The following is a 22,816-nucleotide window of genomic DNA, read 5'->3' as shown; positions in this document are numbered from 1 at the left end:
CCATGCAACTTGAAAGGAATCGTTAATTCGATTCCTTTTTTTTGTCGTTAAAAAGGACTAGAGACCGTTACACTGAGGTCCACTCGCTGGTAAACAGCTCATAGCAGCGTGGTAAACGGAGATACGGGTAGTAAAGTAAACACTGAGTAGCACAGTGCTGAAAGACCAGTACTAAAGAAGCTACCCGATATTTTGTCTATTAGGGTGCTACTCCAATAACCAGTGCTTCTTCTTACAATAGAATGCTTTGACTGTATTGAAAACAACCTGGGTTATAAACCGGTTAATTTAGATACTGACCTTGCAAAGCAGCCTGCTTTAAGCGTGATAAGTGTCATTCTGATTATTACCGTGCTATCTTAATAGCATATTCAATGAGGAGTGGTCATTATGGCTGAAATTACTGTGGGGGATCGAGTTAAGTGCCAAAAGAATGGTAATACTGATTATGATTTTTATGCTAAAGTGGAAAAGGTCTATGAAAACTCAGCGTACGTCACAATCACTAATTATGATAAACGAGACGATGTGAACGTGTCAGATCTGCTATATCGTGCGGTAATCGCATTTAAGAAGATGAAGGTCGCTCAACCAACTAACGATGAGACTGAACAATTGCAGGCCGTCAGCGCTGCCATGCTTGCTGATTAAAAGATTAAGACAAAGGGCGTTTGGGCTGAACCCCAAACGCCCTTTTATTTGTTGAATTCGGATTATAGCTATGTAATTATGACAAATCTTTTCTTATCTGAGTGCAAACACGTACTGCGTATTACCATTGAACAAGCCTATTTAATTGCGCGCTACTCTTTGTTTGGCGGGTTGAACTTTTTTGTTTATTAATTGTGACTATTGTCTGTACATCATTATTGAAAATGGTACAATAGATATTAGTTAATAATTGTTCTAAAGTAATAAGGAGGAGTATTGATGCAGACAGCTAATCAGACGCCAACTTTGGTGGGACGCCGCCGATTTTGGTTTATTTTTACTTTGCTATTAGGGACTTGGACGATGTCGATCAGTCAGTCCTCACTGTCGACCGTTTACCCGACTTTTATGCGGGACTTCGGTATCTCAGCCTCGACAGTTCAGTGGCTAACCACGGGCTTTATGTTAACAATGGTGGTCATGATGCCTATCAGTCCTTGGTTACTCAATAATATTGGTTTCAAAAAATTGTTCTTAGCCGTATTGGTATTATTCGATGTCGGATCAATAATTATTTACTTCGCACCCAGTTTTGGGGTCATGATGGTTGGTCGTTTGATCAAAGCCGCTGCGGTCGGTGTGCTATTCCCATCTTACCAATCCATCCTACTGACGATTACGCCTGAAGAACAGCGAGGAACCACGATGGGGACTGCCGGGCTAGTTATGGGTTCAGCACTGGCATCAGGGCCTATCATTTCAGGGATTGTCTTAAAGTTTACCGATTGGCACGGTTTATTCTTAGTCTTCATTACGGTGGCTAGTCTGTTAATCGTCATCAGCTTATTCACGATTAGCGATGTCATGGTTAATAAACCTTCAAAGCTGGATGTTCTTTCGATTATCACGTTGTTAGGGTTCGCGGGTATTCTCTACGTGGTTAATGAGATCGGTAAGGCTAACGTGGATTGGATGCTCAGTGGGGCGCTGCTACTTGTCTCTATCTTAGCGGTCGCTTACTTTATCTATCGTCAGTTCCACTTAACAACACCATTACTGGAATTGCGCGTATTAAAAACATTCAATTATGATTTAGCGATCTTTTTAACGGCGATTTCGTATGTTGCCCTGATCGTCGTAACGATTATCTTTCCACTCTATTATCAAGGGGTCTTAAAGGTGTCACCATTTGTTTCGGGGATGTCCTTAGTTCCGGGTGCCGTTTTCCTGAGTATCCTGAACCCATTGACGGGACGTTTAGCTGAAAAGCTTGGCTATAAGAAGATCATGCTACTTGGGATGAGTATGATCGTATTGGGCTGGTTGGTCTTAGCCTTAGTTAGTCAGGAATTAAACTTGCTAACGATGATCTTACTGGCTGCCTTAATCGAAGGTGGAAACGCCTTTGTCATGATGCCCGCCGTTACACTGGGTGCCAACTCACTGCCAACTGATCTGATCTCACACGGGACGGCCGTAATTACCACGGTTCGTCAGATTCTCGGATCAGCAGGGGTTGCCGTGGCAACGTTGGTCTTAGCTAACGTTACGGCTGCTCAATTAAAGGGCGGTGCCTCGACACTGACTGCTAACTTGAACGGTTACCACGCCGTCTTTTGGATGATGTTAGGGATTGAAATTGTTGGTCTTATCTTAGCGTTATTATTACAGGATGGCCGGGAAACAACGAAATAATTAGATGAAAATAAAAAGGAGCGCCACGTCTATTTTGACGTCGTCGTTCCTTTTTGAATCTTGGCAAGTTGTTGATACTGGCTGAGCATCCAGCTAGCGTAAGTCTGGTTAGCGGGTAACGTTTCGGTAACTTTGAGCACGGGAACGTCATACTGATTAGCTAGTTTGACCATATTCGTAATAATATTACTATCCGTTTGGGTGTTTTCAACAAAGAAGGCGATGCGGTGGTGCTTGATATCCTGTTGCATCTGCTGAATATCCTTCGGTGATGGATCGGAGCCTTCTTCGATAGCATGTGCAAAATGATTGTTGCTGATCTTGTAGCCGAGCGCTTTGAGTGAATAGTCGAAGACCGGTTCGCTGACGGCGACTCGTTGGCCCTTAGCCTGTTTCTTCAATTGACTGAGCTCTTTGGTGATTGGTTGTAACGTCGCCTGATATTGGCGTGCTTGTTTCATAAAATAGGCTTTATGTTGAGGCTGAATCTTAGCGAGTTGCTTAGCAATACTAGTGGCTAACTGTGGCATGGTGGTTGGATCATACCAGACGTGTTCGTTGGAACCGTCTTTCTTACCCGCAACGGCAGTACCGACCGTGATGACGCGAGCACCCTTAGCCTTATTGACCGTTAACTTTTCCATCCAGTCATCATAACCTAAGCCGTTATAGACAATTAGCTGGGCGCTACTGGCTTGCTTAGCCGTTTTAACGGTAGGTTCGTAGTCGTGGGGGTCAATGCTAGGGCGATCGATGATGGACGTTACATCGCTGTATTTACCCGCAACGGCCTTGGCTGCCTGACCGTAAAAATCTAAACTAGTAATGATTTTGATCTTGTCGTTACTAGTAGCTGGGGTCGTTGTCGATTGGCAACCTGCTAGTAGCCCACTGAGTCCTAATAGTAATCCTAAGTAAAGCCATAATTTTCGGTAAGTCATGTTCGATGCCCCATTCTTTTTAAATCGTAACCATTACTGTTAACTTTACCCAAAGAGTGGAGCGGCGTCAAGTATTTAAGATAAGGTTTAGACGCGCCGTATTAATGGCTGTGAGTAACTAAAACCTGTTAGAATAGAAGTTACCAAAAATGAGAAAGCGGGGAAACACGCGTGTTATTTACGATTGTGATTTTAATACTATTGGCAACTGCAATTTTCCGGGGGTTTCACCGCGGTTTTGTGATCGAAGTGTTACACCTAGTCGGAACGGTGGCCGTCCTGATATTTGCACGGTTACTGTACCAACCACTGGGTAGTACGATCAGTGGTATCTTGACTAGCCTCAGCCTAATCCAAACGTCCGTGGCTAGCACCCTGATCATCAATATGATTGCCTTTTTCATCCTGACATCGCTCGGATGGGCGGTTATTCGGATGTTAGGTCGGGTCTCACGGACGATTACCTGGTTACCCGTCATCAAGCAAGTTAACAGTGTAGCGGGCGGGATCGTTTCATTTGTGATTACGTACTTAGTGATCTTCGTCGTACTTTCACTGGCGAATTTGATCAATACGAGCTTTATCCAGACACAGATGAACAACTCGCCGTTAGCAACGTATATCGTTAAGCAGACGCCGGGACTAACGAGTAGTTATCTCAGCAATTTGATTCAGTTTGAAGATGGCACGGCTAGTCAGAGCTAATTCAATATCAAATAACTCTATTATTAGAGGGGTGCGGGCGTTTGTCCGCGCCCTTTTTGTTTAGGCTCATAATGTTTGACGGCTTTTGGGCGTTATTAGGCGGATTACTATCATATCACTGGCGCTTCATGCTATGATTATAAGTAAAAAATGAATATGTGAGGGGTAAACTTATGGGAATGATTCGCATTAATAATCTTCGGTTTCACACGTTTAACGGTGTGTTACCAGAAGAACGACGTAACGGCCAACAATTGGGGATCGATATTGCCATTAAATACCCCATTGAAACTAAAGTTCAGCATGATGATGTCCATGAAACCATCAACTATGCGTCAGTACGCAATGCAGTGGATGAGTTTGTGACGACCCATTCGTATAAGCTGATTGAGTCCTTGGCCAATCACTTATTGGAGACGCTGCTAGCTGGCTTTCCAACCGTAGATGCCATTAACATCAAGATTCGTAAGTACAGTGTGCCGATGCCCGGAATCTTCGACAACGTGGAGATCGAAGTAGAGGGTACTCCGGATGGTAAGTGATCAAGAACGCGTCTATCTCAGTATCGGCTCGAACATGCCACCCCGCGTGCAAAATATCCAGCAAGCGCTAGCCATGTTACGAGCGTTGCCAGACGTAAATGTGTGTGATGAATCACACTGGTATGAGACGGAACCGTGGGGCAACCGGGAACAACCCAATTTTTATAACGTCTCGGTGGCATTAACGACAACGTTAAGTCCAGATGATCTGCTAGCAGCGCTACATACGATTGAACAGGCGCTCCATCGTGAACGACTGGTACATTGGGGACCACGGACGATCGACCTCGATATTATTTTCTGGGGGGCACGCCGGATGCAGACGGATACGTTGACGATTCCCCACGTACAGGCCGGTAATCGTAATTTTGTCCTATTACCGACTGAAGAAATCACCCAGAATGACTCGCTAGTTGGCCCACAAGTCCAAGCACTTTTGGCGGCCAATCAGGATCAAAGCTGGATCAAAAAAGTAAGAAATGTGAGTGAGTTAGATGATTGATAAGAAGAATCAAGAGAAAATCGAACACGCTGTGCGTGACATTCTAAGTGCGGTTGGGGAAGACCCTGATCGTGAAGGTTTAGTTGAAACACCAGCCCGGGTTGCGCGGATGTACGCAGAAGTTTTCGCAACCAAGACGGCGGAACCATTTGACAACTATAAGTTGTTTGAAGTGGAGAACCCAACTGAAATGGTGCTATTGAAGGACATTCCGTTCTACTCAATGTGTGAACACCATCTCTTACCGTTCTTTGGGACGGTTCAAGTTGCTTACGTGCCACAACATAATCAAGTGATCGGTTTAAGCAAGATTCCACGTTTGATCGATTACTGCAGCAAACAACCCAATGTTCAAGAACGGTTAACGGTTATGATTGCGACAGAGCTACAACGAATTTTAGATCCTGCCGGAATCGCCGTTTCAATTATGGCGCGGCACATGTGCATGGAGATGCGCGGCGTTAGTAAGACTGGCGTTCAGACTGAAAGTAGTTATTACAGCGGTCAGTTCAAAACGGACCGGGAACTCAAACGTGAATTTCTACAACGAATCGCAAAGTAGGTGATTAGGTGAGTACAACTGTGATGCAAAAATATGAGGCCCTGTTAGCACGCTTGAACCAAGCGATGCTGGCAGATAATCATCAACGCGTACCACTATTACGGCGAATTATGGCTCATTTAGGTCATCCTGATCATTACTTTCACGTGATTCACATTGCGGGAACTAATGGTAAGGGTTCGACCGGGGCAATGCTTGCTAGTATCTTGCAAGCACAGGGTTATCAAGTCGGGCGTTTCAGTAGTCCGGCAATCAGTGACGACCGTGAGCAGTTGCAACTCAACGGCCAGTGGATTAGTCCGGCTGACTTTATTGATACTTACGATGAGATTTTGCCCGTGTTACAGAATATGGGCTTGGCAGCTAGTGATGTGTCGATCTTTGAGTGGTTCTTCTTAATCAGCATGGTCTGGTTCCGCAATCAAAACGTTCAGTGGGCGATTGTTGAAGCTGGGCTCGGTGGCTTGTACGATGCGACCAATGCGTTAGCTAGTCCCCAACTGACGGTCTTTACTAAGATTGCGTTGGATCATACGAAGATTTTGGGACCAACGATTACGGCGATCGCCCAGAATAAGTCAAAAATCATCAAGCCGCACACGACGGTCGTAACGCTTAGCGACCAGCACCCGGATGCGTTGAATGTTTTACGAACCGAGGCTCTGAATCAAGGCGTGCAATTGATTACAGCGGATCATTTACGGATGACACCGACTGAGCAGACCGTCACGACAACGGTAGTCGATGCGCACAGTCAGTTGTTCGACTGGTCGCAACTAGAGGTGGGCTTGAGTGGGACATATCAGCTGCAGAACCTCATCCTAGTGCTATCGGTGGTTGCGGTGTTGAAACGGCGGCAAGTTGCGCTAACGAATACGGCTGTTCGTGCTGGGTTACACCAAGTTAAGCTGCCAGGTCGGCTGACGGTCTTACAGAACGAGCCACTGATTATTGCAGATGGTGCGCATAATCCGGATGGCATGACGGCATTAGTCACCAGTGCGCAGCAGTTACTAGCCGGACGGAATTTGATCTGGGTAGTTGGTGTCCTGCGTGATAAGGCGTACACCGAAATGCTGGATCAGCTACTGCCAGCCGCTAAGTTGGTGATCACGAATACCCCTGATAATCCAGGGCGGGCGTTACCAGCTGCTGAATTGGCGCAAGCTGCGATTCAATTAGCTAGCGTTGGTGAATACCAGCCAGAGATTATTGCGGCAACGGATATTCAGAATGCGTTAGAACTAGCTCAGCAACGGGCGACAGTTAACAGCGCCATTATCGTAACGGGGTCATTCTACGTGATGCGTGAATTGCAGCGCGCGGGTTGGCCGGGGTTAGGCCAATGACATGGATGATTGCGTCTAATAATCAGGGGAAGAGTCGTGATTTGGCAGCTTGTTTGGCCTATTATGGTTTGTCAGCCCAATCCTACTTAGAAAATTATGCCAAGCTAGCATTTCCAGCTGAAACGACGACCAGTTACGTGACGAATGCGCTGGATAAAGCGCGCTTCGGGGCGCAACAGCTTGGGGTACCGGTGATTGCGGATGACAGCGGGCTGGAGATTTCAGCCTTACCCGACTTGTTCGGTGTCACAACGGCCCGTGACTTGGGGGTTAACGCGAGCGGCTTTGATCGCAATCAAGAGATTTTAGCGGCGTTAGCTGACCTACCGTTAGCAAAACGGCAGGCAACGATGCGAGCAACCCTAGCCGTTGCTTGGCCGGATGGACGCACTGCGGTTGCACAAGCGACCGTTGCGGGCTACATCGCACAACATCAGAGTGGCCGTTATTCGGGTGGCTTTGATCGGCTCTTTTGGCTACCGGCGTACGGGCGGACGTTGGCGGAATTACCGGATATTTGGCGAATTCCACTGACGCACCGTGGTCGGGCAGCCCAACAATTGATAACAGCACTTTAAAAATGAAGGGATCGGTGGAGTAGATGTTAGTACAAGATATCACTAGTTCGTTAGCACAGGCACCGGATTTTGCAAGTCAGGCCTTGAATACACAAGTTCAGCGGCAACAACAGATCGTGTTGCGGTTCAGTGACTATAATCGTGAGCAACAGGTGCGGTTGACGCAGTTCTGTCACCAACTAGACGGCGTCGTGCAAGCGGGACCTGACCAGTTGACGGTACTGTTGAATCAGGCAGCTGGACGCCAGCTAGCAAAACGCTGGTCCCGGATTTTTAATGATCAGGCGACTGTGCAGATCCAATTGACGCAGATTATGAAACAGTACGATGTTTTCTGGCAAGCTGGGGAACGCCGCTTTAATTTAACGAAACGACCAATGATTTACGGCATCATGAATATTACGCCAGATTCTTTCTTTGATGGTGGTCAGTATAAGACTAAGGATGACGTCTTGAACCACGTTGGGGCGATGCTTCAGGCTGGGGCGGATGTGATCGAAGTCAACGGTCAGACGACGCGACCAGGCTTTACTGAAGTGACGCCGGAAGTTGAATTGGACCGGACGTTGCCGTATATTCGGGCAATTAAGGAACGTTTTCCAGAAGCAGTGCTAGCGATTGATACTTATAAATACCCAGTCATGCAGGCCGCTTTGGCGGAAGGCGTCAGCATCATTAATGACGTCAACGCCTTTACGGATGATCCACGCAAACTGGAACTGTTAGCGGAAAGTGACGCTGGCTTACTGACAATGCACAGCAGTCGGGAACAGGAATACGCTGATCTGACTGGAAGCATGCGCCAGTTTTTTGAAGATAACCTTGCGATGTTGACTAGCTATGGTATTGATATCGAACGGATTGCGCTGGATCAAGGGATTGGTTACGCCCAAGTTGCGCATGGTGAACAGGACTACGTGATGATGCGTAATATCGATGAATTTAACTACTTACGTCGGCCAATGATGGTGGCCATTTCACGGAAAGGCTACTTAGGCTTGTTGCTGGGACTGAAGAAGGAAGATCGGCTACCAATGACATTAGTGACTGAAGCGGCCATGATGATGAAGGGTGGCCGGATTATTCGGGTGCATGACGTGGCGGAGACCAAGCAATTGATCACGCTGCTAGACCGGATTGAAAATGGCTACTGGTTGGCACCGGATTATGATTAGTCCGACAGACTTCGATGATATTACGGCCAACGGGGTTCGGGATTACGATGATTACTTTGGCACGCCTACGCATGATGATCACGTGTTGTTTGAGTTATTGATCGTCGGTATTCTGCAAGCTGGTCTAGGCTGGCAAGCAGCTGCGAGTCAGTTACCGGTGTTGCGGCAACATATGGCCGGACTGCGGGTGGAACAGGTGGCTGGGTTTGATGAACCAGACTGGGAACGGCTGATGAATACGCCCAAAGTGATGCATAATGGGCGCAAGCTGCGAGCAATCATTCAGGATGCGCAGGCGATTACGTTGATTCAAAAGGAGTACGGTAGTTTTAGTGCTTACTTGTGGCGGTTTGTGGATACAACGCCGTTGATCATGCCGGCACCGGATGATGAGCTACCGACGACTTCGCCGCTGGGTGTCCGCGTGGCTAAAGACTTGCATAAGCACGGCTTTACTTTTGTCGGGCCCGTGGTGACGCATATGTTTTTGTTGGCGGCTGGGATTATTCGGGTGAACTAAGTGTTGGTAAATAAATATCATAGCTGTAATTGATGTCTAAAAGTTAAATAAATTAGTAACTAAAACTCACTTTTTTGATGGCTACGATGCCAACGATATAGGTGAGTTTTTTTGATTCACTGATATTTAACTTAGCGTATGGGTTTTACTGGCTGAAATTATTCAATATTATTATGTGTCGCAATTTATTATTTTTTGTTTTAAGATTACTGAAGAATAAAAAACATGATGTGGGAGTAGCTTATTGATAGATGTCAGTATTTTAGATGGTTTTATGCAATCATTTTTTATTTGGTTAGTGATTATTGCAATTTATAACTATCTACTCAAAGAAAAGAATATTAAAACGATGATTCTATCAATCCTATTGGTAGTCGAATTAGCGGTTGTAGGAACGGTCATAGATGATGGCATGTTCTTAATTGTTATTTTATGTGCAATGGGTAAAGAAAAAATAAAACAGGGTAAGCTTAATCTTACTCATCTAAACGTATTGTTAGCGCTAGTAATCAGTCAAATGTTAGTGGCAGTGCTGACTAGTTATTTGGCTAAGTTGATTTGTTATGCATATTTGAATACTGACCAAATAAGTGAACTTTCTAAGGTTAGTCATCTATTAATTGGTATTCAGATTCTTATGATGTATGTTGTTGATGTTGTGATCCTTATAATTGCACACTGGATTGCCAATAAGTACGCTCTTTCGATTGAAAAGTTTCGCAATATGGAAATTGAGCGTCACCTTTTCATCATGCTGCTAGTTCTATTTCTCTCTATTGAGAGTGTACTGATTATTAGTGGCCTTCAGGGGGTTACGGGTACAATTCAATTGACCTTGTTGATCACGTTCGCGTTAATGATAGGATTGATGGGGTGGCAAATGATTGCGACAATCAATGTATACACACGACGAAAATCATTGGAAAATGAAAAACTACAGAATGAACAACTGAGTGCTTATCTACAGAGTGTTGAACAACAATACCTTGAATTGCGAAAGTTTAAACATGACTATAAAAATTTAGTTGTCAGTTTAAACGCGCAAAATGATATTAGTGGAATTAAGGACTACTTAGCTAGTGCAACGCATAGCCAGATTCTTGCCACCAGTTTGGATGACGTGAAAATCGCTCAGATTCAGCGTTTAAAGAATGAGGCTATTCGTGGTTTGGTGGTTCAGAAATTTTTCTATGCTAACCAGTGCGGCGTGGAATTAAATGTCGAAATTCCACATACTAATTTTGAAATTAGCCGCGATGTAACAGTTGTGGTGCGCATTATCGGTAATTTGTTGGATAATGCAATCGAACAGGCACAAAAAATGAGCAATAAAATAGTAACGATCGCTTTCAATGTTATTGAGGATACCCTGGAGATTGCTGTGAATAATGCTATTGATTCAGATTTTGATCAAAGAAAAATCTTTTCAACTGGTTATTCGACTAAGGGAGAAAACCGGGGATTGGGTCTTGCCAATGTACGTGAATTGGTTGACCGGAAACGGCATTTTTATTTAGATGTCGAGCAAAAACAGGCAACTGTCACAATGACTTTGATGATTACAATGACTGAAAAATAATCCTGAAGGGGATTATTTTTTTATACCAGGATTTTCCACAAATGATAAGTGACCTATTGGACTAACCATTATGTAGCTAATGCGCGTCAATCTGTAGTTAAATTGACGATGATACGGTAAAAAGATACGTTTAAAACAAAAATAATTATATTTAGTTGAGCGTGCTATATTAAAGTTAAGAAATAGCATTTTTAGATAATTAGTTTTAAAGGTCAAAGGTTAGTAGGTTTTCGGGGGAAAGCTTGGGGTTTAAATAGGTATAGGTAATTTGTTTAGGGGGCGTTTTAAATGATTAATAAAAAGTTTTATCGGAAATTTGATTTTTGGTTATGCTTGCTACTTTTCGTAGATAATATTAGATCGGCAGTTCAGATTGATCTTGCCAGTTGGGGCTGGCGAATTGATGCAATTATAATCGTTCTTAGTGTGATTGGCATGATAACAGATGTGTTCCAGCAGGATAAAGATTAGTGCTAGTGATTTTGTTAGATTGAATCAGAATAAAAAATACTTGTTAGCGAGTAACAAGTATTTTAATGCAGGGGTGGCGTATTGATTGAGGTTAGTATTTTAGATGACATAATAGAGGGTTTCTTTATTTGGTTAGGTGTACTGACTATGTATAACTATATATTGGGTAAAAAGGGTATTAAAACAGTTGTTTGGTCAATTGTAATGTTAGTTATACTGTCTTTGATTAGTTGTGTCTTCGATGATGAAACCTCAATAATCTTTTTATTATCTGCGGTATGTAAACAAAAGATCCAACAAGGAAAACTTAATATTGGTCATCTGAATGTATTACTAATGCTGACAACTATGCAAACGTTGTTATTAGCGTTGGCTGTTAGTATGACAACCTTACTCTTCAATGTTTTTGGGGGTATCCATCAATTGGCTGATTTTTCTAAAGTCAGTCATCTTATGATTGGAACCGAGATGATCATTATGTACTTACTAGGATTTATAGTTCTATGGGTTGTGCGTAAAGGGTTACGGCAGCATTTGTTATCATTACGAAGAATCCAAGCATTGGGGATTGATAAGCACCTGTTTATCATGCTACTTGCACTGTTTGGTTCCATCGAAATATTGTTAATGGTCGGTAATTTTCAAGGGGTCACGGCTACGATTCAATCAACCTTACTGTTAATGTTTATTGTGTTGGCGGTAATGATGGGCTGGCAAATGCTTGAAATGATCAGAATGTACGCGCGGCAAAAGACCTTAGAGCATGAAACACTACAAAATAAACAGTTGAATGATTACCTGCAGAGTGTCGAGCAACAGTATTTAGAATTAAGAAAATTTAAGCATGATTATCGTAACTTAGTCGTTAGTTTAAGTGATCAAAATAATGTTAGTTCAGTTAAAGATTATTTAGCGAGTGTCACTGATCAGGCCGTATTAGATACTAGCTTAGATGATGCTAAAATAGCGCAAGTACAGCATATCCAGAGTGAAACTATTCGGGGAATCGTCATTCAAAAGTTTCTCTCTGCACAGCAGTGTGGTGTGCATCTTAATATTGAGATGCCGGATGCAAACTTTGTAATCAAAGCTGATAGCGCGGTGGATGCTCGGATTATTGGGATCTTGTTGGACCAAGCAATTAGACAAGCACAATCGGCGTCAGATAAAACGGTGACGATTGCTTTCAATGAAATCAGTGAGACGATGGAAATTTCGATTAATTATGCGATTAAAGCTGAGAGCGAGCAAGATAGTCATGAGGCTGAACTTACAAAGGTACGTGAACTAATTGCGTATCAGCAGGGCTTTTATTTGGATGTTGAAAATAATGGCAGTTACGACACGATAACTTTGATTATCACGGAGGAACAGTAAATGTTTCCAATCTATTTATTAGAAGATGACGCTACGCAGAGAAGCGAATATGCGCGCATCATTAACAACACAATTATGATCAATGAGTATGCCATGCAATTAGTCGCAGCGAGTGATGATCCGAAAAAACTATTGAATCAGGTTGATAATCCTAAAAGGGGCTTGTTCTTCCTGGATATGGAAATTGGGGAAAACCGTCAAGCTGGATTAGAGTTAGCGAGCCAGTTGCGGCAGCAATATCCATTTGTCCAAATCGTCTTTATCACCACTCATGATGAGCTGTCATTTTTGACTTTGGAAAGACGGATTGCACCGTTGGACTACATTCTAAAAGATCAAGATACTGATATTATTATGCAGAAGATTATTAAGGATATTAATATTGTTCAGAAAAACTTAGAAACCGAAGCTCATCACCATCAGGAATTACTAGGGTATAAGATTGGAGCGCGCTTCTTTTCAGTACCGATGGCCGATGTCATTATGTTGAACACAGCTAAGGCGCGGCCGGGGTGCGTTGTGCTGACTGCAAAAAATAAGCAAGTGGACTTTCCAGGTAATCTCAATGCCTTTGAACAGAAGTATCCACAATTATTTAGGTGCGATAAAAGTGCCTTAATTAATTTAGATTATATTAGTAGTTATGATTATCAGAATAAGGAAGTCACCTTAATGGAGCGTATCAAATGTAAGGTGTCATTTAGAAAAGCGCGGGAGTTAAACAAGATATTAAAGGAACGTTGAGTAGTTAACTTAAATGTTATGGGGAAGTTCATAGGGGGAAACAGAAATGGTTTCAAGAATGTTTAGCAGACAAAGACCAGTTACACTATTGGATTTACTGACGGCAATAGTACTTATTATCTGTGTACCAATTAATTACAATTCAATTTGGTTTGTCATCGCAATGGTGATACTGCTGGTTGCACGTAAATGGCCACAGCTTGATCCAGTGATTAGTCCAGTATTAGTGGTAATCGTTTTTGCTGGATTACTTGGATTGAGTATTTATAGGTTAGTCTATACAGCGGATATTTGGGTAGCAGCATGGTCAATTGCTATGATGATGTTGTTGATCTATAAATTGATTGAGATGTGGGTAACTAGCAAACGTAATGGAGAGGATAAATAGTTCAGGGAGTAAGCATGTTAATCAAACTGGGGAAAATATTGAAATATCTATTTGTGGGACTTGGACTATTTATGTTTATACAGCTACCGGTCTTGGCGGATGGTTACTGGGACTGGTGGGGTGAAAATCACCGTAATGCTAATGTACTAGTGCATTGGTTAGTACTGGTCGGCTTAACCTTAGTGGTGTTGCTAGGATTGTTGAAGATTTATCGGGGAAACTTTCAAAAAACACCCATTCTAAAGGGAATGACATGGTCAATGGTTGGGTTGGCAATCGTGGTTGCCGTAATTGTAGTAGGAATTGAAATGTTGTTGATTGCAGCACTATCAGCGTCAAAGGAAGCTGAAAGTAGTGAGATTGTCGGGTTGATTCATGGGCCACTGGGACTATTAACACTAGTGAGCAGCAATCTAATCAGTCCAATTTTGGAAGAATTACTATTTCGGGGTGTTTTTCAAAGCTTTTTTGCACGCTATTTTAAGCTGGTGACTGCAATTATCTTAACGAACGTGTTATTTGCATTGGGGCATGGTTACGGGTTAGCAGGTACTCTGGGTACGTTGATTGTCGGCTGTGGTTTGTCTTGGCTACAGATAAAAACGCAGCGTTTAGGAACTGCCATGATCGGTCATATTAGTGTTAATTGGCTCGTGACACTGATTAATGTTCTCGGGTGAATTAAAAATTAGGGGGAAACTCACATATGGAAGCAAAGAATACAGCATTATTTGATGCGTTGGAGACAGCGTACAATGATCCAGCAGTAAAGGCAATTCCAGAATTTGCAGAATTGATTGTAACGGTTGCTAATCAATCGGAAACGGCGGATGAGGCTCGCGATAGTTATCAACAGGCTGTAGCAGAACTTTCACATGCAATTGGACATTATTACATTGCAACGCATGCTTTACCGGACAGTCTGGGTAAGCTTTATCAGCAGATTAAAGCGGATGTTCCAGAGGCTAAATTAGATGAAGCTGACTTGCGAAGCCGAGCATTGGCCGCTGGGTTGGTAGCTTTACCAATCATGTTTGGTGGTAACTAAAACGTAAACTACCAGTAGCAATGTACTAATGTCTGAATAATTACGCTTAAATATAACGAAATTGTGGGATGGACAATGAAAATAAAAGTCAGTAATGGATTGAAATTTACGGGGCACGCATTTTGGATGGGATTGTTGGTGTTACTAATTGCATCATTTAGTCCAATGCCGATTTATATCTTTATAGCTAAATATAATTGGATCACGGTGACAATTACGTTTGTGGTGTATGCTGCAGAAGTGTGGCTATTATACCTGGTCTATCAGAATTATATTGGGAAGAATCACGTTACTATTACTGAATTAAAAGCACCGATTGGCATACGACAACTAGTAATCGTAGTCGTGGGTGCAGTAGTGATGCTGGCGCTTGCTAGTTGTTATACGTGGTTAATTGATCGTGGACAGCTAGGGCAACCAGAGAATGCCCATCTGATTGAGACAATGATGGGTCAGCATAAATTTGGTATGAGTCTGGCAGCAATCGTCTTTGGGCCAATGTGTGAGGAATTGATTTTCAGAGGTTTCTTTCTGAATAGTTTGTTGAAAAACTATCAGGATCAGCGGAGTTATCAGATTAGTGCGGTGATTATTAGCAGTTTACTGTTTGGTTTTCTCCACAGCGGGTCTGACTGGCAAGCACTAATCTACTATTCTTCGCTTGGTGCTGTGCTAGCTGTTGTGTATTTAAAGTCTGGTCGGGATATTCGTGCTAGTATCAGCACTCACATATTAAGTAATTTGGTTATTTTGTTGCTTGGATAAGCTGAGCATGTAAAAGGTATCTGTAAACCTTGTGATTATAAATAACTAAATTAATCTGTAAGCATCTTGAACTATGGATCAAGCAATTAAATAGAACCTAAAAGGGCCACGAACTATTTCATTATCAAATAGTTCGTGGCCCTTTTGTATAGAAATTAATTTAATGATTTTAGGAATTACTAGCGTTGTCCGGCAATACTAATGAGAAGACTACCCCGAACAACCAGAGTGCAAAGAAGAAGACTAAGGCTACTGGTAATTGATAAACTGCCAGCCAGTTTAATAATAAAATAATTGCTAATGCGATGCCCACGCCACGGTTAATAAGTGTGTTCATAAGTAACGCCCTCCCTGATGTATGCTGATCACTTGCCCAAGTTATATTAACTAAATTATACGATAGCGGCAACAAGTTGACTGCTAATTGGCATTAACGAGTTAATAGATGACATTAAAGTTGGTCGTAGTATCTGAACAGTAAAAAACGGCGCCGCTAATGTTGCGGAACCGTTTTAAAGTTAATTAGTATTGTGTTAAAAAGTAAACTGATCACGCATTGATACTTGATCAGTTAATACGCAAGTTGGCCCTTATTGAGCCGCTTTTCATAGTAGTGTAACAAGCGGGTCAATAACCAGCAAATGATGAAGTAGAGTACCATCGCAATACCGATTGGTGCCACGCCTCGGTACGTATCTGCTTGCACGATGCCCAGTTGATAGATTAGCTCAGTGACGCCAATGATTGAAACCATCGACGTATCCTTAATTAAGTTAATGAACTGATTACCTAGTGCGGGCCAGATGATTTTGAGCGTTTGCGGTAAGACAACGTAACGTAGAGTGGCTGTTCTTGAGAGACCAAGACTTGCGGCTGCTTCCGTCTGACCGGCATCAACGGCCTGAATTCCGCCACGAATGATTTCACTTAGGTAAGCACCGCTGTTTAAGATGATGGCAATAATCCCGGCATTTAATGCAGATACGTCGACAATCATCCCAATGCCAAAGTAGACGAACATAATTTGAACCATCAAGGGTGTACCGCGGACAAATTCAACATAGGCCGTGGCTAACCACCGTAATGGTGTAATTAGGCTGATACGTAATAAAGTTAGTAACAGACCGAGGATGCTACCGCCGATGATTCCGATAACGGCAATGATCAATGTGTATTTTAAGCCACGGAGAAAGTAATTGCGGTAGTGCCACATGGATGTGTCCGCCGTGTTAACTTTCAGATGTTTACCCGCTGTTTTTAAATACTGTCGTTGAATTAAATGCTGACTTTTGATCTTCGCCAATGATTGGTTAATCGCGGTAGTCAGGCTACTTGATCCTTTACGGAGCGCAATCGCATTCCCCGCTTGAGCGCTACTGGTTTTAAAGTTCCCGTTTACTGCGACCAGGCTAGGATCGTTTTTGGCATAGGCGGTGGCGGAAGCCGTCCCTTTGACGACCGCTGCTACTTTGTGAGTTTTAAGTGCAAGAATCAAGTTGGCGGCACTGCTCATACCAACTAGGTTGGTGTTAGGCATCTGCTGTTTGATTAGATCATATTGCATCGTCCCCGTTTCAGCCGCGACTTTTTGACCATTGAGGGCCGTCTTATTCTTGTATTTTGCGAGATCAGCTTTATTCAGTAAAATCGACTCACCTTCCGTGTAATAAATATTGGTGAAGTCGACACTTTTGCGCCGTGCCGAGGTTGGACTCATGCCGGATAAAATCATATCGACTTTCCCGGTTGTTAATGCTGGCAGTAGGGAGTCAAAGGATAACTTCTTGATGACGAGCTTCACGCCTAAGTCCTTAGCAATCTGTTTGCCGATTTCGACATCCATTCCCACAATCTTGGATTTACCGTTCTCGTTGATCTGGAATTCGTAAGGCGGATAGTTGGGCGATGTCCCCATAACGAGAGTCCCCTTCGCCTTGACGCGCGCCAGTGAATCGTCGGTTGCGGCGTGTGCTGGTCGCGATAAGCCAATACTTCCCATTAATAAGATTGCTAATATTAATAACCAGTGCCCCAGATGCTTCATGACGTGCGCCTCCGTTTTTGAAATTACACTAAGTATAGTCTTTTTGGTTATTAATGCAATAAAATTTAATAAAACTAAATTTTTATGCATTAAATGAATAAACTCTGTGTTGGAATTATGATTGGAACAAAAAAAGACGAGTTAGGGAAGTAGCCCTAATCGTCTTTTGATTTTGATAGTCTGCTAAATTAAATCGAACTATCCGTCGTCTCGTAATCGACCTTACCCAGCTCAATCTGAATTGTAATGTGGGTAAGTGGGAACTGTTCGCTAAGCCCCTTGTTGAGTTGTTCCAAAAATTCATTGTTATGGTCGAGGGTTGAACGGCACAGATGCACTGTCATGGCGGTCTCAGTTGTACTCATGCCCCAGACGTGCAAGTCGTGAATTTGGTTAACCGTTGGCTGACTAATCAGATAGTCATGAATTGCCAAGCAGTCAATGCCATTGGGAACTGCCTCTAGTGAGTAGTTCATGGCGTCCCGCAATAGTCCCCAAGTTCCAATCAAGATGATGATCGCTATTAATAGGGAAACTACTGGATCGAGCCAGAACCAGCCTGTTTGTAAGATAACGAACCCAGCAAGGACAACACCAAGAGAAACGCCAGCGTCAGCGGCCATATGAAGGAAGGCGCCTTTGATATTAATGTCATGTTTCTGGCCCTTCATGAATAATAGGGCGGTGAAGCCATTGATAATTATGCCGACTGCGGCTACAATAATGACATCCCACTCTGCGACTGGCCCTGGATTGCCTAGTCGTTGGATGGCCTCAACCGAGATAGCGCCGATTGCAACCAGTAGAAATACTGCGTTGAAAAGGGCGGCTAAAATGGATGAGCTCTTGTAACCATACGTATACTTGTTGTTGGCGCTTTTTTGGCCGAGCCAGATTGCTAACCAAGAGATCAGCAATCCGAGGACGTCGCTTAGATTATGACCGGCGTCAGCGACTAGTGCTAGTGAGCCACTACTGAATCCGTAGCTGGCTTCTAAGATGATGAATATTGAGTTAAGTGCGACCCCAATTTTGAAGGCGCTGGTTTGTTGTTTTACCTGATGGCTATGTGCTGCCATACGCTCCACCTACTTCTTAATTGAATTAATGTTAGTTATGGTATAATTAAAAATATGAATGAACATACATATGAATATCTGTTCATGTGTATTGTAACACGCTTACAAGTGAACTACAATCAGAAAATGGAGTTAAGCATGGATAATGAATTGAATCATGAGACCGTTGTTGCGCAGTTGGGCAAACTAATCCCACCGGCGGATGAGCTTAATCGGATTACGGCTATTTTTAAAGCTTTGGGAGATCCTACTAGGGCCCGCATCCTTTATGCATTAGCTGTTTCTAAGCTGAGTGTTGGGGAACTGGCAAATGGCCTGGAACTCACGCAGTCCAACGTGTCACACCAATTGACCGTTTTAAAACAACTCAAATTAGTTGTTGGGACGCGGAGCGGGCGGAATGTCCATTATCAATTGGCCGACAACCATATTATTAGTATTTTCCAACAGGTGGCTGCTCACGCTGAAGAGGTGGCCGATTAGGTTGTAACCCCCGTCAGAATTAGATGGTGGGTTATTTTTTTACTTAGAACAACAGTTTATCTAGTTTTATAGACTAGATGTATTGATATTTACATGATGTGATGGTATGCTAGTGTCAATAAAAATATGAGGTGATCAACATGGCCCAGTCAGCGCGGCAGTATCAAATTACTAATGAAGTCTTGAACTCAGTCACTCACGGTATTGGGATTATTTTGAGTATTGTGGCGTTTGTCTTTTTGATGTTGAAAGCCTATGCGGATGGTCAAACGCTAGAATGGACGGCCTTCATCATTTATGGCTGCTCGTTATTTGTGCTCTATACCTGCTCGACCTTGTTTCACAGCCTGTACTTTACGAGGGCTCGCGAAGTCTTTCGCATCTTTGATCATAGCGGTGTTTATATACTGATTGCCGGAACCTATACGCCATACAGTTTATTAGCAATCAAAGGCTGGCTAGGCTGGACGATTTTGTTAACGATTTGGGCACTAGCGATTGCTGGTATTACGGTGAACGCGGTGTGGCCCGGACGCTTGAAAAAGGTTGAAACGGGGATTTACGTGTTAATGGGTTGGATGTGTCTGGCAGGTGGTCGCCAACTGTGGACGAACCTTGGACCGATTGGTTTCTGGTTGCTAGTAGCCGGTGGGGTTGCCTTCACGTTAGGTGCGCTACTATATAGTTTTCCACGGATTAAATACTTACACGTTATCTGGCACCTGTTCGTTATGTTAGGGACAGCACTGATGTTCTTCTCAATTTACCTATATATTTAAAGCTAATTTATCACCTACCAGTGCTAATAATGTTGTTTGCAACAGTTGGCAATGGAATAAAAATAGCTGGACCATGCAATCAACCGTCGATTGCGTGGTCCAGCTATTATTAGTTAAAAGGTTTAGCTTAAATTCAGCTGAGTTGTTGCCAGAATGATTGATGGTAATGCCATAAAAAGCCACCAGAGATTAAGCCGACGATTGCGAATGCCAAGATGTTTAGGATCAATGCCAAAGAGGCAAGTTTGGCAATCAACAAACTGTAAACGATAATGACTACGGCACTAATAAGCGCGCTGGCCAACATATTTAGAACTAATCCGGTGCTACCAGAACCGCGGTTAAAGAGTTGTGTCACATTCGTCCAATCTGTGGAACGTAAGCGATAATCACGAACAAAGTAGTGTTGTGAGAATAAGTACGTCCCCCAGGTGACACCTAGCACTAGCGCGATGTCTAAGGCAAATGGCAGGTGGACGATTATGGCTACAATGAGTGCCAGGATTACATTGATAAGCACCTGTAGCCAGTAACCTAGCTGAAATTTTTGATGTAAATATTGTGCTAGGGGGATCGGCATTGCTTTGATAAAGTCAAAGTTCATTTTATCAAGCGAAATTAGATTACCAACTAACGAAGCCTGATTGACAGTGAAGGCGGCAACTGCCAACCCACCAACAAACCAGACACCTAACCAATTTAAGGAAAGATTGCTTAAATTGATCGTTGATCCTGAAAAAAGAAACGCCATGACGAATACTAATGGCATGAGTACTGAATTACTGAAGAGTTGCAGGATGAGATTGGGTTCTTTTAAAAGTTGAAATTGATAAGAACGTAATCCCTGTTTAAGATTACGATGGTGGCTTGGCCGATGCGTAGTTTGTGTGGAGACTAGCGCGTTGTTGACTTGAGTCAATTGTTCAACTAAGTGTGTTAACGCTAAACGCCAGGTTAAGGCCAATAAGACTAGTAACAAGACAACTGTCCCCGCCCAAGTCAACAGGCTAATAGAGTCGGTTGGCGTAGTAAAAACATTAAAAAATGGGAGCAGGGGTTTAATAACGGCGTGATCGATGCTGGTACTGGAATTGTTGGCTGAGCCACGATTCATAAAATACAAGCCGCCAACAACCAAGATCATGTTGAGCCCTAACAATAGATTCATAACGACTTTTTGATGCGCTTGAAATAGTTTTAGTTTTGTTAACCCAAAGACGAGTAGTGAACATAGTGCTAAAATAATCCCCAAAATTAGGACGTACATTAGGATGGCCATCAAAATTGCCAGTAGAAAGAAAATATGGGCGCGGATGGCCGTGAACGCAAAAATTAAGAGTAATGGTGTGGTGAATGGGAGACTATTGAAGACAACGACTAGAAGTTTACTGATAAAGATTTCTTGATTACGAAAGGGTAAGGGTAAATAGTCAACTAGATCGTTGCTGGCAAAAAAGACATTGTAAATACCTGAGATACTCTGTGAGATACCCAGTAGGATAAATAGCGCAACGTAAAAAGTAAACATGCCGGGCATCTTGTTCAAATCAAGTACGGCTATCGATAAGCCATAAATCCCCAGAAATAGTAGCGCATTCAAGTAGAACTGGCGCGTTAACTTACGACTAAGCTTTTTCCCGGTGGCGCCTTTTTTTCGAAGGCGATCCGTAACTTGCGGATTGACCAGTCGCAGGTTAACCGCCAGTAAGGTTTTCAGTTGCCGGTTATTCATGCGGCGCACCTTCGATCGTTTCTACCAAGTGATCATCAGTGGCACGGCCAGCCATTTCTAAATAAATGGTTTCTAACGATTCTTGTGGGTGAGCGGCCAATAATTCAGTGACTGAGCCGTTATAGATGAGTTGGCCCTTTTTTAGAATAGCCAATTGATCACAGAGTTGTTGGGCCGTATCGAGATTATGCGTTGAAAAGATAACTGTTTTCCCCTTAGCAGCATGCGCTTTCATTAAATTCTTTAAATCGAAGGCCGCCTGTGGGTCTAAGCCTTGCATCGGTTCGTCTAAAACCCAAATGTCTGGATCGGGTAATAAGGCACCGATTAAAATGGCTTTTTGACGCATCCCATGCGAAAAGCTCGCCATCGGTTCATCAGCGTGGGCTGTCATGTCAAAAAGCGCGACTAACTGTTGACGACGCTGTTTAATGTCAGCTTCTGATTGATTATAAGCGGCCGCCAGTAAGTCCCAATATTCGCTGGCTGAAAGCTGCAAGAAGATATCTGGCGTGTCTGGAACGTATGAAATCTTTTCTTTGACAGCCTGCCGCTGCTGGTCAAGGTCTAAACCATCAACCACAAGCGAGCCGCTAGTTGGTTTGATAATACTAACCAAACTCTTTAAGGTGGTAGATTTACCAGCACCGTTGTGGCCTAAAAAGCCAAAAATTTGACCAGGTTCAATACTTAAAGTTAGTTGATCTAAAGCTGTTTTGTGACCATAATGCTTGGTTAAATCGTGGATTTCAATCATGAGTGGTTCCCCCTAATTATCTTTTATCCTCAATTATACTGAAGCTATTGATGCTCAAAAGCGTTTTGATCTGACGATTAACTTAACGAACAAACCAGTAGCCACAATAAACTAACGATAATCCTACTGCTTTTATTGATTAGCATAAGCATACCAAATAAGGCTTACGGTGTACAATAACGCAAAAAGAGAGTGGAACGACCTACTTGTTGGTGCGATGAATCAAGTGTGGATCCTAATTTGTATCCAATGACTACTGGTATATCAATAATTTAAGCTAATTTTGTACGTTGAATCTTTAGGTTACATATCTAAAGGGCGAAAGTTAATTGTTCAATGAAAGTGTTGGT

The 22,816-nt window shown here is 43.0% G+C and carries 26 protein-coding genes; 20 read left to right on the top strand and 6 right to left on the bottom strand.

Annotated features, from left to right (window positions below; genetic code table 11):
• Positions 1 to 390 precede the first annotated feature (390 nt).
• Together ACG95_RS12615 and ACG95_RS12610 are read left to right on the top strand one after the other, a co-directional pair.
• On the top strand, positions 391 to 651 hold the full coding sequence (locus ACG95_RS12615; protein WP_048000870.1) for a DUF2187 domain-containing protein: 261 nt from the start codon (positions 391 to 393) through the stop codon (positions 649 to 651).
• Between the two features lie 279 nt (positions 652 to 930).
• Positions 931 to 2,346, top strand: coding sequence for an MFS transporter (locus ACG95_RS12610; protein ID WP_048000869.1), 1,416 nt, complete (start codon positions 931 to 933; stop codon positions 2,344 to 2,346).
• A gap of 29 nt (positions 2,347 to 2,375) precedes the next feature.
• Here ACG95_RS12610 and ACG95_RS12605 read toward each other — a convergent pair whose 3' ends face one another.
• A complete protein-coding gene (locus tag ACG95_RS12605; protein WP_048000868.1) occupies positions 2,376 to 3,287 on the bottom strand; it encodes a metal ABC transporter solute-binding protein, Zn/Mn family in 912 nt (303 codons plus the stop codon).
• Positions 3,288 to 3,458: 171 nt separating this feature from the next.
• Between ACG95_RS12605 and ACG95_RS12600 the strand changes: the two genes are divergently transcribed.
• The 16 genes from ACG95_RS12600 (at position 3,459) to ACG95_RS14095 (ending at position 15,592) form a co-directional block, all read left to right on the top strand.
• Positions 3,459 to 3,992 (top strand): CvpA family protein, encoded by a 534-nt coding sequence (locus tag ACG95_RS12600; protein ID WP_048000867.1) that lies wholly within the window; start codon positions 3,459 to 3,461, stop codon positions 3,990 to 3,992.
• Positions 3,993 to 4,165: 173 nt separating this feature from the next.
• The gene (gene folB / locus ACG95_RS12595) at positions 4,166 to 4,534 is read left to right on the top strand and encodes a dihydroneopterin aldolase (protein WP_048000866.1); all 369 of its coding nucleotides are present in this window, start codon (positions 4,166 to 4,168) and stop codon (positions 4,532 to 4,534) included.
• Positions 4,524 to 5,036 carry a 2-amino-4-hydroxy-6-hydroxymethyldihydropteridine diphosphokinase gene (gene folK, locus ACG95_RS12590; protein WP_048000865.1) on the top strand — a complete coding sequence of 171 codons (513 nt, stop codon included), beginning with the start codon at positions 4,524 to 4,526 and terminating at the stop codon, positions 5,034 to 5,036. The genes folB and folK overlap by 11 nt, the downstream gene beginning before the upstream one ends.
• Complete coding sequence (folE, locus tag ACG95_RS12585) at positions 5,029 to 5,598, top strand: GTP cyclohydrolase I FolE (RefSeq protein ID WP_048000864.1); 570 nt, start codon at positions 5,029 to 5,031, stop codon at positions 5,596 to 5,598. Before folK ends, folE begins: the two co-directional genes overlap by 8 nt.
• A 23-nt stretch (positions 5,599 to 5,621) precedes the next feature.
• The gene (locus ACG95_RS12580) at positions 5,622 to 6,947 is read left to right on the top strand and encodes a bifunctional folylpolyglutamate synthase/dihydrofolate synthase (protein WP_048000863.1); all 1,326 of its coding nucleotides are present in this window, start codon (positions 5,622 to 5,624) and stop codon (positions 6,945 to 6,947) included.
• Positions 6,944 to 7,525 carry a non-canonical purine NTP pyrophosphatase gene (locus tag ACG95_RS12575; RefSeq protein WP_048000862.1) on the top strand — a complete coding sequence of 194 codons (582 nt, stop codon included), beginning with the start codon at positions 6,944 to 6,946 and terminating at the stop codon, positions 7,523 to 7,525. The genes ACG95_RS12580 and ACG95_RS12575 overlap by 4 nt, the downstream gene beginning before the upstream one ends.
• A 23-nt stretch (positions 7,526 to 7,548) precedes the next feature.
• Complete coding sequence (gene folP / locus ACG95_RS12570) at positions 7,549 to 8,700, top strand: dihydropteroate synthase (RefSeq protein ID WP_048000861.1); 1,152 nt, start codon at positions 7,549 to 7,551, stop codon at positions 8,698 to 8,700.
• Positions 8,669 to 9,220 carry a DNA-3-methyladenine glycosylase I gene (locus ACG95_RS12565; protein ID WP_173425521.1) on the top strand — a complete coding sequence of 184 codons (552 nt, stop codon included), beginning with the start codon at positions 8,669 to 8,671 and terminating at the stop codon, positions 9,218 to 9,220. Before folP ends, ACG95_RS12565 begins: the two co-directional genes overlap by 32 nt.
• Before the next feature lie 244 nt (positions 9,221 to 9,464).
• Positions 9,465 to 10,799, top strand: a complete 1,335-nt coding sequence (locus tag ACG95_RS12560; RefSeq protein ID WP_048000859.1) for a sensor histidine kinase — start codon at positions 9,465 to 9,467, stop codon at positions 10,797 to 10,799.
• A gap of 288 nt (positions 10,800 to 11,087) precedes the next feature.
• On the top strand, positions 11,088 to 11,270 hold the full coding sequence (locus ACG95_RS12555) for a hypothetical protein (protein ID WP_048000858.1): 183 nt from the start codon (positions 11,088 to 11,090) through the stop codon (positions 11,268 to 11,270).
• A gap of 147 nt (positions 11,271 to 11,417) precedes the next feature.
• The gene (locus tag ACG95_RS12550; RefSeq protein WP_053072818.1) at positions 11,418 to 12,647 is read left to right on the top strand and encodes a sensor histidine kinase; all 1,230 of its coding nucleotides are present in this window, start codon (positions 11,418 to 11,420) and stop codon (positions 12,645 to 12,647) included.
• Positions 12,648 to 13,391 carry a response regulator transcription factor gene (locus tag ACG95_RS12545; protein ID WP_048000856.1) on the top strand — a complete coding sequence of 248 codons (744 nt, stop codon included), beginning with the start codon at positions 12,648 to 12,650 and terminating at the stop codon, positions 13,389 to 13,391.
• Positions 13,392 to 13,437: 46 nt separating this feature from the next.
• A complete protein-coding gene (locus ACG95_RS12540) occupies positions 13,438 to 13,779 on the top strand; it encodes a hypothetical protein (protein WP_048000855.1) in 342 nt (113 codons plus the stop codon).
• A gap of 14 nt (positions 13,780 to 13,793) precedes the next feature.
• Positions 13,794 to 14,459, top strand: coding sequence for a CPBP family intramembrane glutamic endopeptidase (locus tag ACG95_RS12535; protein ID WP_048000854.1), 666 nt, complete (start codon positions 13,794 to 13,796; stop codon positions 14,457 to 14,459).
• A gap of 26 nt (positions 14,460 to 14,485) precedes the next feature.
• The gene (locus ACG95_RS12530; RefSeq protein ID WP_048000853.1) at positions 14,486 to 14,827 is read left to right on the top strand and encodes a bacteriocin immunity family protein; all 342 of its coding nucleotides are present in this window, start codon (positions 14,486 to 14,488) and stop codon (positions 14,825 to 14,827) included.
• A 75-nt stretch (positions 14,828 to 14,902) separates the two neighbouring features.
• Entirely contained in the window at positions 14,903 to 15,592 is a 690-nt protein-coding gene (locus ACG95_RS14095) for a CPBP family intramembrane glutamic endopeptidase (RefSeq protein WP_082137372.1), read from the top strand.
• 169 nt (positions 15,593 to 15,761) lie between these two features.
• Here ACG95_RS14095 and ACG95_RS14640 read toward each other — a convergent pair whose 3' ends face one another.
• The 3 genes from ACG95_RS14640 to ACG95_RS12515 form a co-directional block, all read right to left on the bottom strand.
• Positions 15,762 to 15,929 (bottom strand): hypothetical protein, encoded by a 168-nt coding sequence (locus ACG95_RS14640; RefSeq protein WP_173425520.1) that lies wholly within the window; start codon positions 15,927 to 15,929, stop codon positions 15,762 to 15,764.
• A gap of 234 nt (positions 15,930 to 16,163) precedes the next feature.
• The gene (locus tag ACG95_RS12520) at positions 16,164 to 17,636 is read right to left on the bottom strand and encodes an ABC transporter substrate-binding protein/permease (protein ID WP_048000852.1); all 1,473 of its coding nucleotides are present in this window, start codon (positions 17,634 to 17,636) and stop codon (positions 16,164 to 16,166) included.
• Positions 17,637 to 17,824: 188 nt separating this feature from the next.
• Complete coding sequence (locus tag ACG95_RS12515) at positions 17,825 to 18,715, bottom strand: cation diffusion facilitator family transporter (RefSeq protein WP_048000851.1); 891 nt, start codon at positions 18,713 to 18,715, stop codon at positions 17,825 to 17,827.
• Positions 18,716 to 18,853: 138 nt separating this feature from the next.
• Between ACG95_RS12515 and ACG95_RS12510 the strand changes: the two genes are divergently transcribed.
• Both ACG95_RS12510 and trhA read left to right on the top strand, forming a co-directional pair.
• Positions 18,854 to 19,198: an ArsR/SmtB family transcription factor gene (locus tag ACG95_RS12510; RefSeq protein ID WP_048000850.1), complete on the top strand. Its 345-nt coding sequence runs from the start codon at positions 18,854 to 18,856 to the stop codon at positions 19,196 to 19,198.
• 140 nt (positions 19,199 to 19,338) lie between these two features.
• Positions 19,339 to 19,977 (top strand): PAQR family membrane homeostasis protein TrhA, encoded by a 639-nt coding sequence (gene trhA / locus ACG95_RS12505; protein WP_048000849.1) that lies wholly within the window; start codon positions 19,339 to 19,341, stop codon positions 19,975 to 19,977.
• A 133-nt stretch (positions 19,978 to 20,110) separates the two neighbouring features.
• Here the strand turns inward: trhA and ACG95_RS12500 are convergent, their stop codons facing one another.
• Both ACG95_RS12500 and ACG95_RS12495 read right to left on the bottom strand, forming a co-directional pair.
• On the bottom strand, positions 20,111 to 21,709 hold the full coding sequence (locus tag ACG95_RS12500; RefSeq protein ID WP_048000848.1) for a hypothetical protein: 1,599 nt from the start codon (positions 21,707 to 21,709) through the stop codon (positions 20,111 to 20,113).
• On the bottom strand, positions 21,702 to 22,466 hold the full coding sequence (locus tag ACG95_RS12495) for an ABC transporter ATP-binding protein (RefSeq protein ID WP_048000847.1): 765 nt from the start codon (positions 22,464 to 22,466) through the stop codon (positions 21,702 to 21,704). Before ACG95_RS12495 ends, ACG95_RS12500 begins: the two co-directional genes overlap by 8 nt.
• Between the last annotated feature and the right edge of the window lie 350 nt (positions 22,467 to 22,816).

Origin of the sequence: Lactiplantibacillus herbarum (assembly GCF_001039045.1) — a bacterium.
GTDB lineage: Bacteria > Bacillota > Bacilli > Lactobacillales > Lactobacillaceae > Lactiplantibacillus > Lactiplantibacillus herbarum.
This window is presented reverse-complemented; position numbering and strand designations above follow the sequence as displayed.

Bases quoted from the DNA above. Each gene is read 5' to 3' on its own strand.
- ACG95_RS12535 (WP_048000854.1), top strand. From the start codon at position 13,794: ATGTTAATCAAACTGGGGAAAATATTGAAATATCTATTTGTGGGACTT.
- ACG95_RS12550 (WP_053072818.1), top strand. From the start codon at position 11,418: ATGTATAACTATATATTGGGTAAAAAGGGTATTAAAACAGTTGTTTGG.
- ACG95_RS12500 (WP_048000848.1), bottom strand. From the start codon at position 21,709: ATGAATAACCGGCAACTGAAAACCTTACTGGCGGTTAACCTGCGACTG.
- folB (WP_048000866.1), top strand. From the start codon at position 4,166: ATGGGAATGATTCGCATTAATAATCTTCGGTTTCACACGTTTAACGGT.
- folE (WP_048000864.1), top strand. From the start codon at position 5,029: ATGATTGATAAGAAGAATCAAGAGAAAATCGAACACGCTGTGCGTGAC.
- ACG95_RS12575 (WP_048000862.1), top strand. From the start codon at position 6,944: ATGACATGGATGATTGCGTCTAATAATCAGGGGAAGAGTCGTGATTTG.
- ACG95_RS14640 (WP_173425520.1), bottom strand. From the start codon at position 15,929: ATGAACACACTTATTAACCGTGGCGTGGGCATCGCATTAGCAATTATT.
- trhA (WP_048000849.1), top strand. From the start codon at position 19,339: ATGGCCCAGTCAGCGCGGCAGTATCAAATTACTAATGAAGTCTTGAAC.
- folP (WP_048000861.1), top strand. From the start codon at position 7,549: ATGTTAGTACAAGATATCACTAGTTCGTTAGCACAGGCACCGGATTTT.
- ACG95_RS14095 (WP_082137372.1), top strand. From the start codon at position 14,903: ATGAAAATAAAAGTCAGTAATGGATTGAAATTTACGGGGCACGCATTT.
- ACG95_RS12540 (WP_048000855.1), top strand. From the start codon at position 13,438: ATGGTTTCAAGAATGTTTAGCAGACAAAGACCAGTTACACTATTGGAT.
- ACG95_RS12520 (WP_048000852.1), bottom strand. From the start codon at position 17,636: ATGAAGCATCTGGGGCACTGGTTATTAATATTAGCAATCTTATTAATG.
- ACG95_RS12610 (WP_048000869.1), top strand. From the start codon at position 931: ATGCAGACAGCTAATCAGACGCCAACTTTGGTGGGACGCCGCCGATTT.
- ACG95_RS12615 (WP_048000870.1), top strand. From the start codon at position 391: ATGGCTGAAATTACTGTGGGGGATCGAGTTAAGTGCCAAAAGAATGGT.
- ACG95_RS12580 (WP_048000863.1), top strand. From the start codon at position 5,622: ATGCAAAAATATGAGGCCCTGTTAGCACGCTTGAACCAAGCGATGCTG.
- ACG95_RS12530 (WP_048000853.1), top strand. From the start codon at position 14,486: ATGGAAGCAAAGAATACAGCATTATTTGATGCGTTGGAGACAGCGTAC.
- ACG95_RS12555 (WP_048000858.1), top strand. From the start codon at position 11,088: ATGATTAATAAAAAGTTTTATCGGAAATTTGATTTTTGGTTATGCTTG.
- ACG95_RS12510 (WP_048000850.1), top strand. From the start codon at position 18,854: ATGGATAATGAATTGAATCATGAGACCGTTGTTGCGCAGTTGGGCAAA.
- folK (WP_048000865.1), top strand. From the start codon at position 4,524: ATGGTAAGTGATCAAGAACGCGTCTATCTCAGTATCGGCTCGAACATG.
- ACG95_RS12515 (WP_048000851.1), bottom strand. From the start codon at position 18,715: ATGGCAGCACATAGCCATCAGGTAAAACAACAAACCAGCGCCTTCAAA.
- ACG95_RS12545 (WP_048000856.1), top strand. From the start codon at position 12,648: ATGTTTCCAATCTATTTATTAGAAGATGACGCTACGCAGAGAAGCGAA.
- ACG95_RS12565 (WP_173425521.1), top strand. From the start codon at position 8,669: ATGGCTACTGGTTGGCACCGGATTATGATTAGTCCGACAGACTTCGAT.
- ACG95_RS12495 (WP_048000847.1), bottom strand. From the start codon at position 22,466: ATGATTGAAATCCACGATTTAACCAAGCATTATGGTCACAAAACAGCT.
- ACG95_RS12605 (WP_048000868.1), bottom strand. From the start codon at position 3,287: ATGACTTACCGAAAATTATGGCTTTACTTAGGATTACTATTAGGACTC.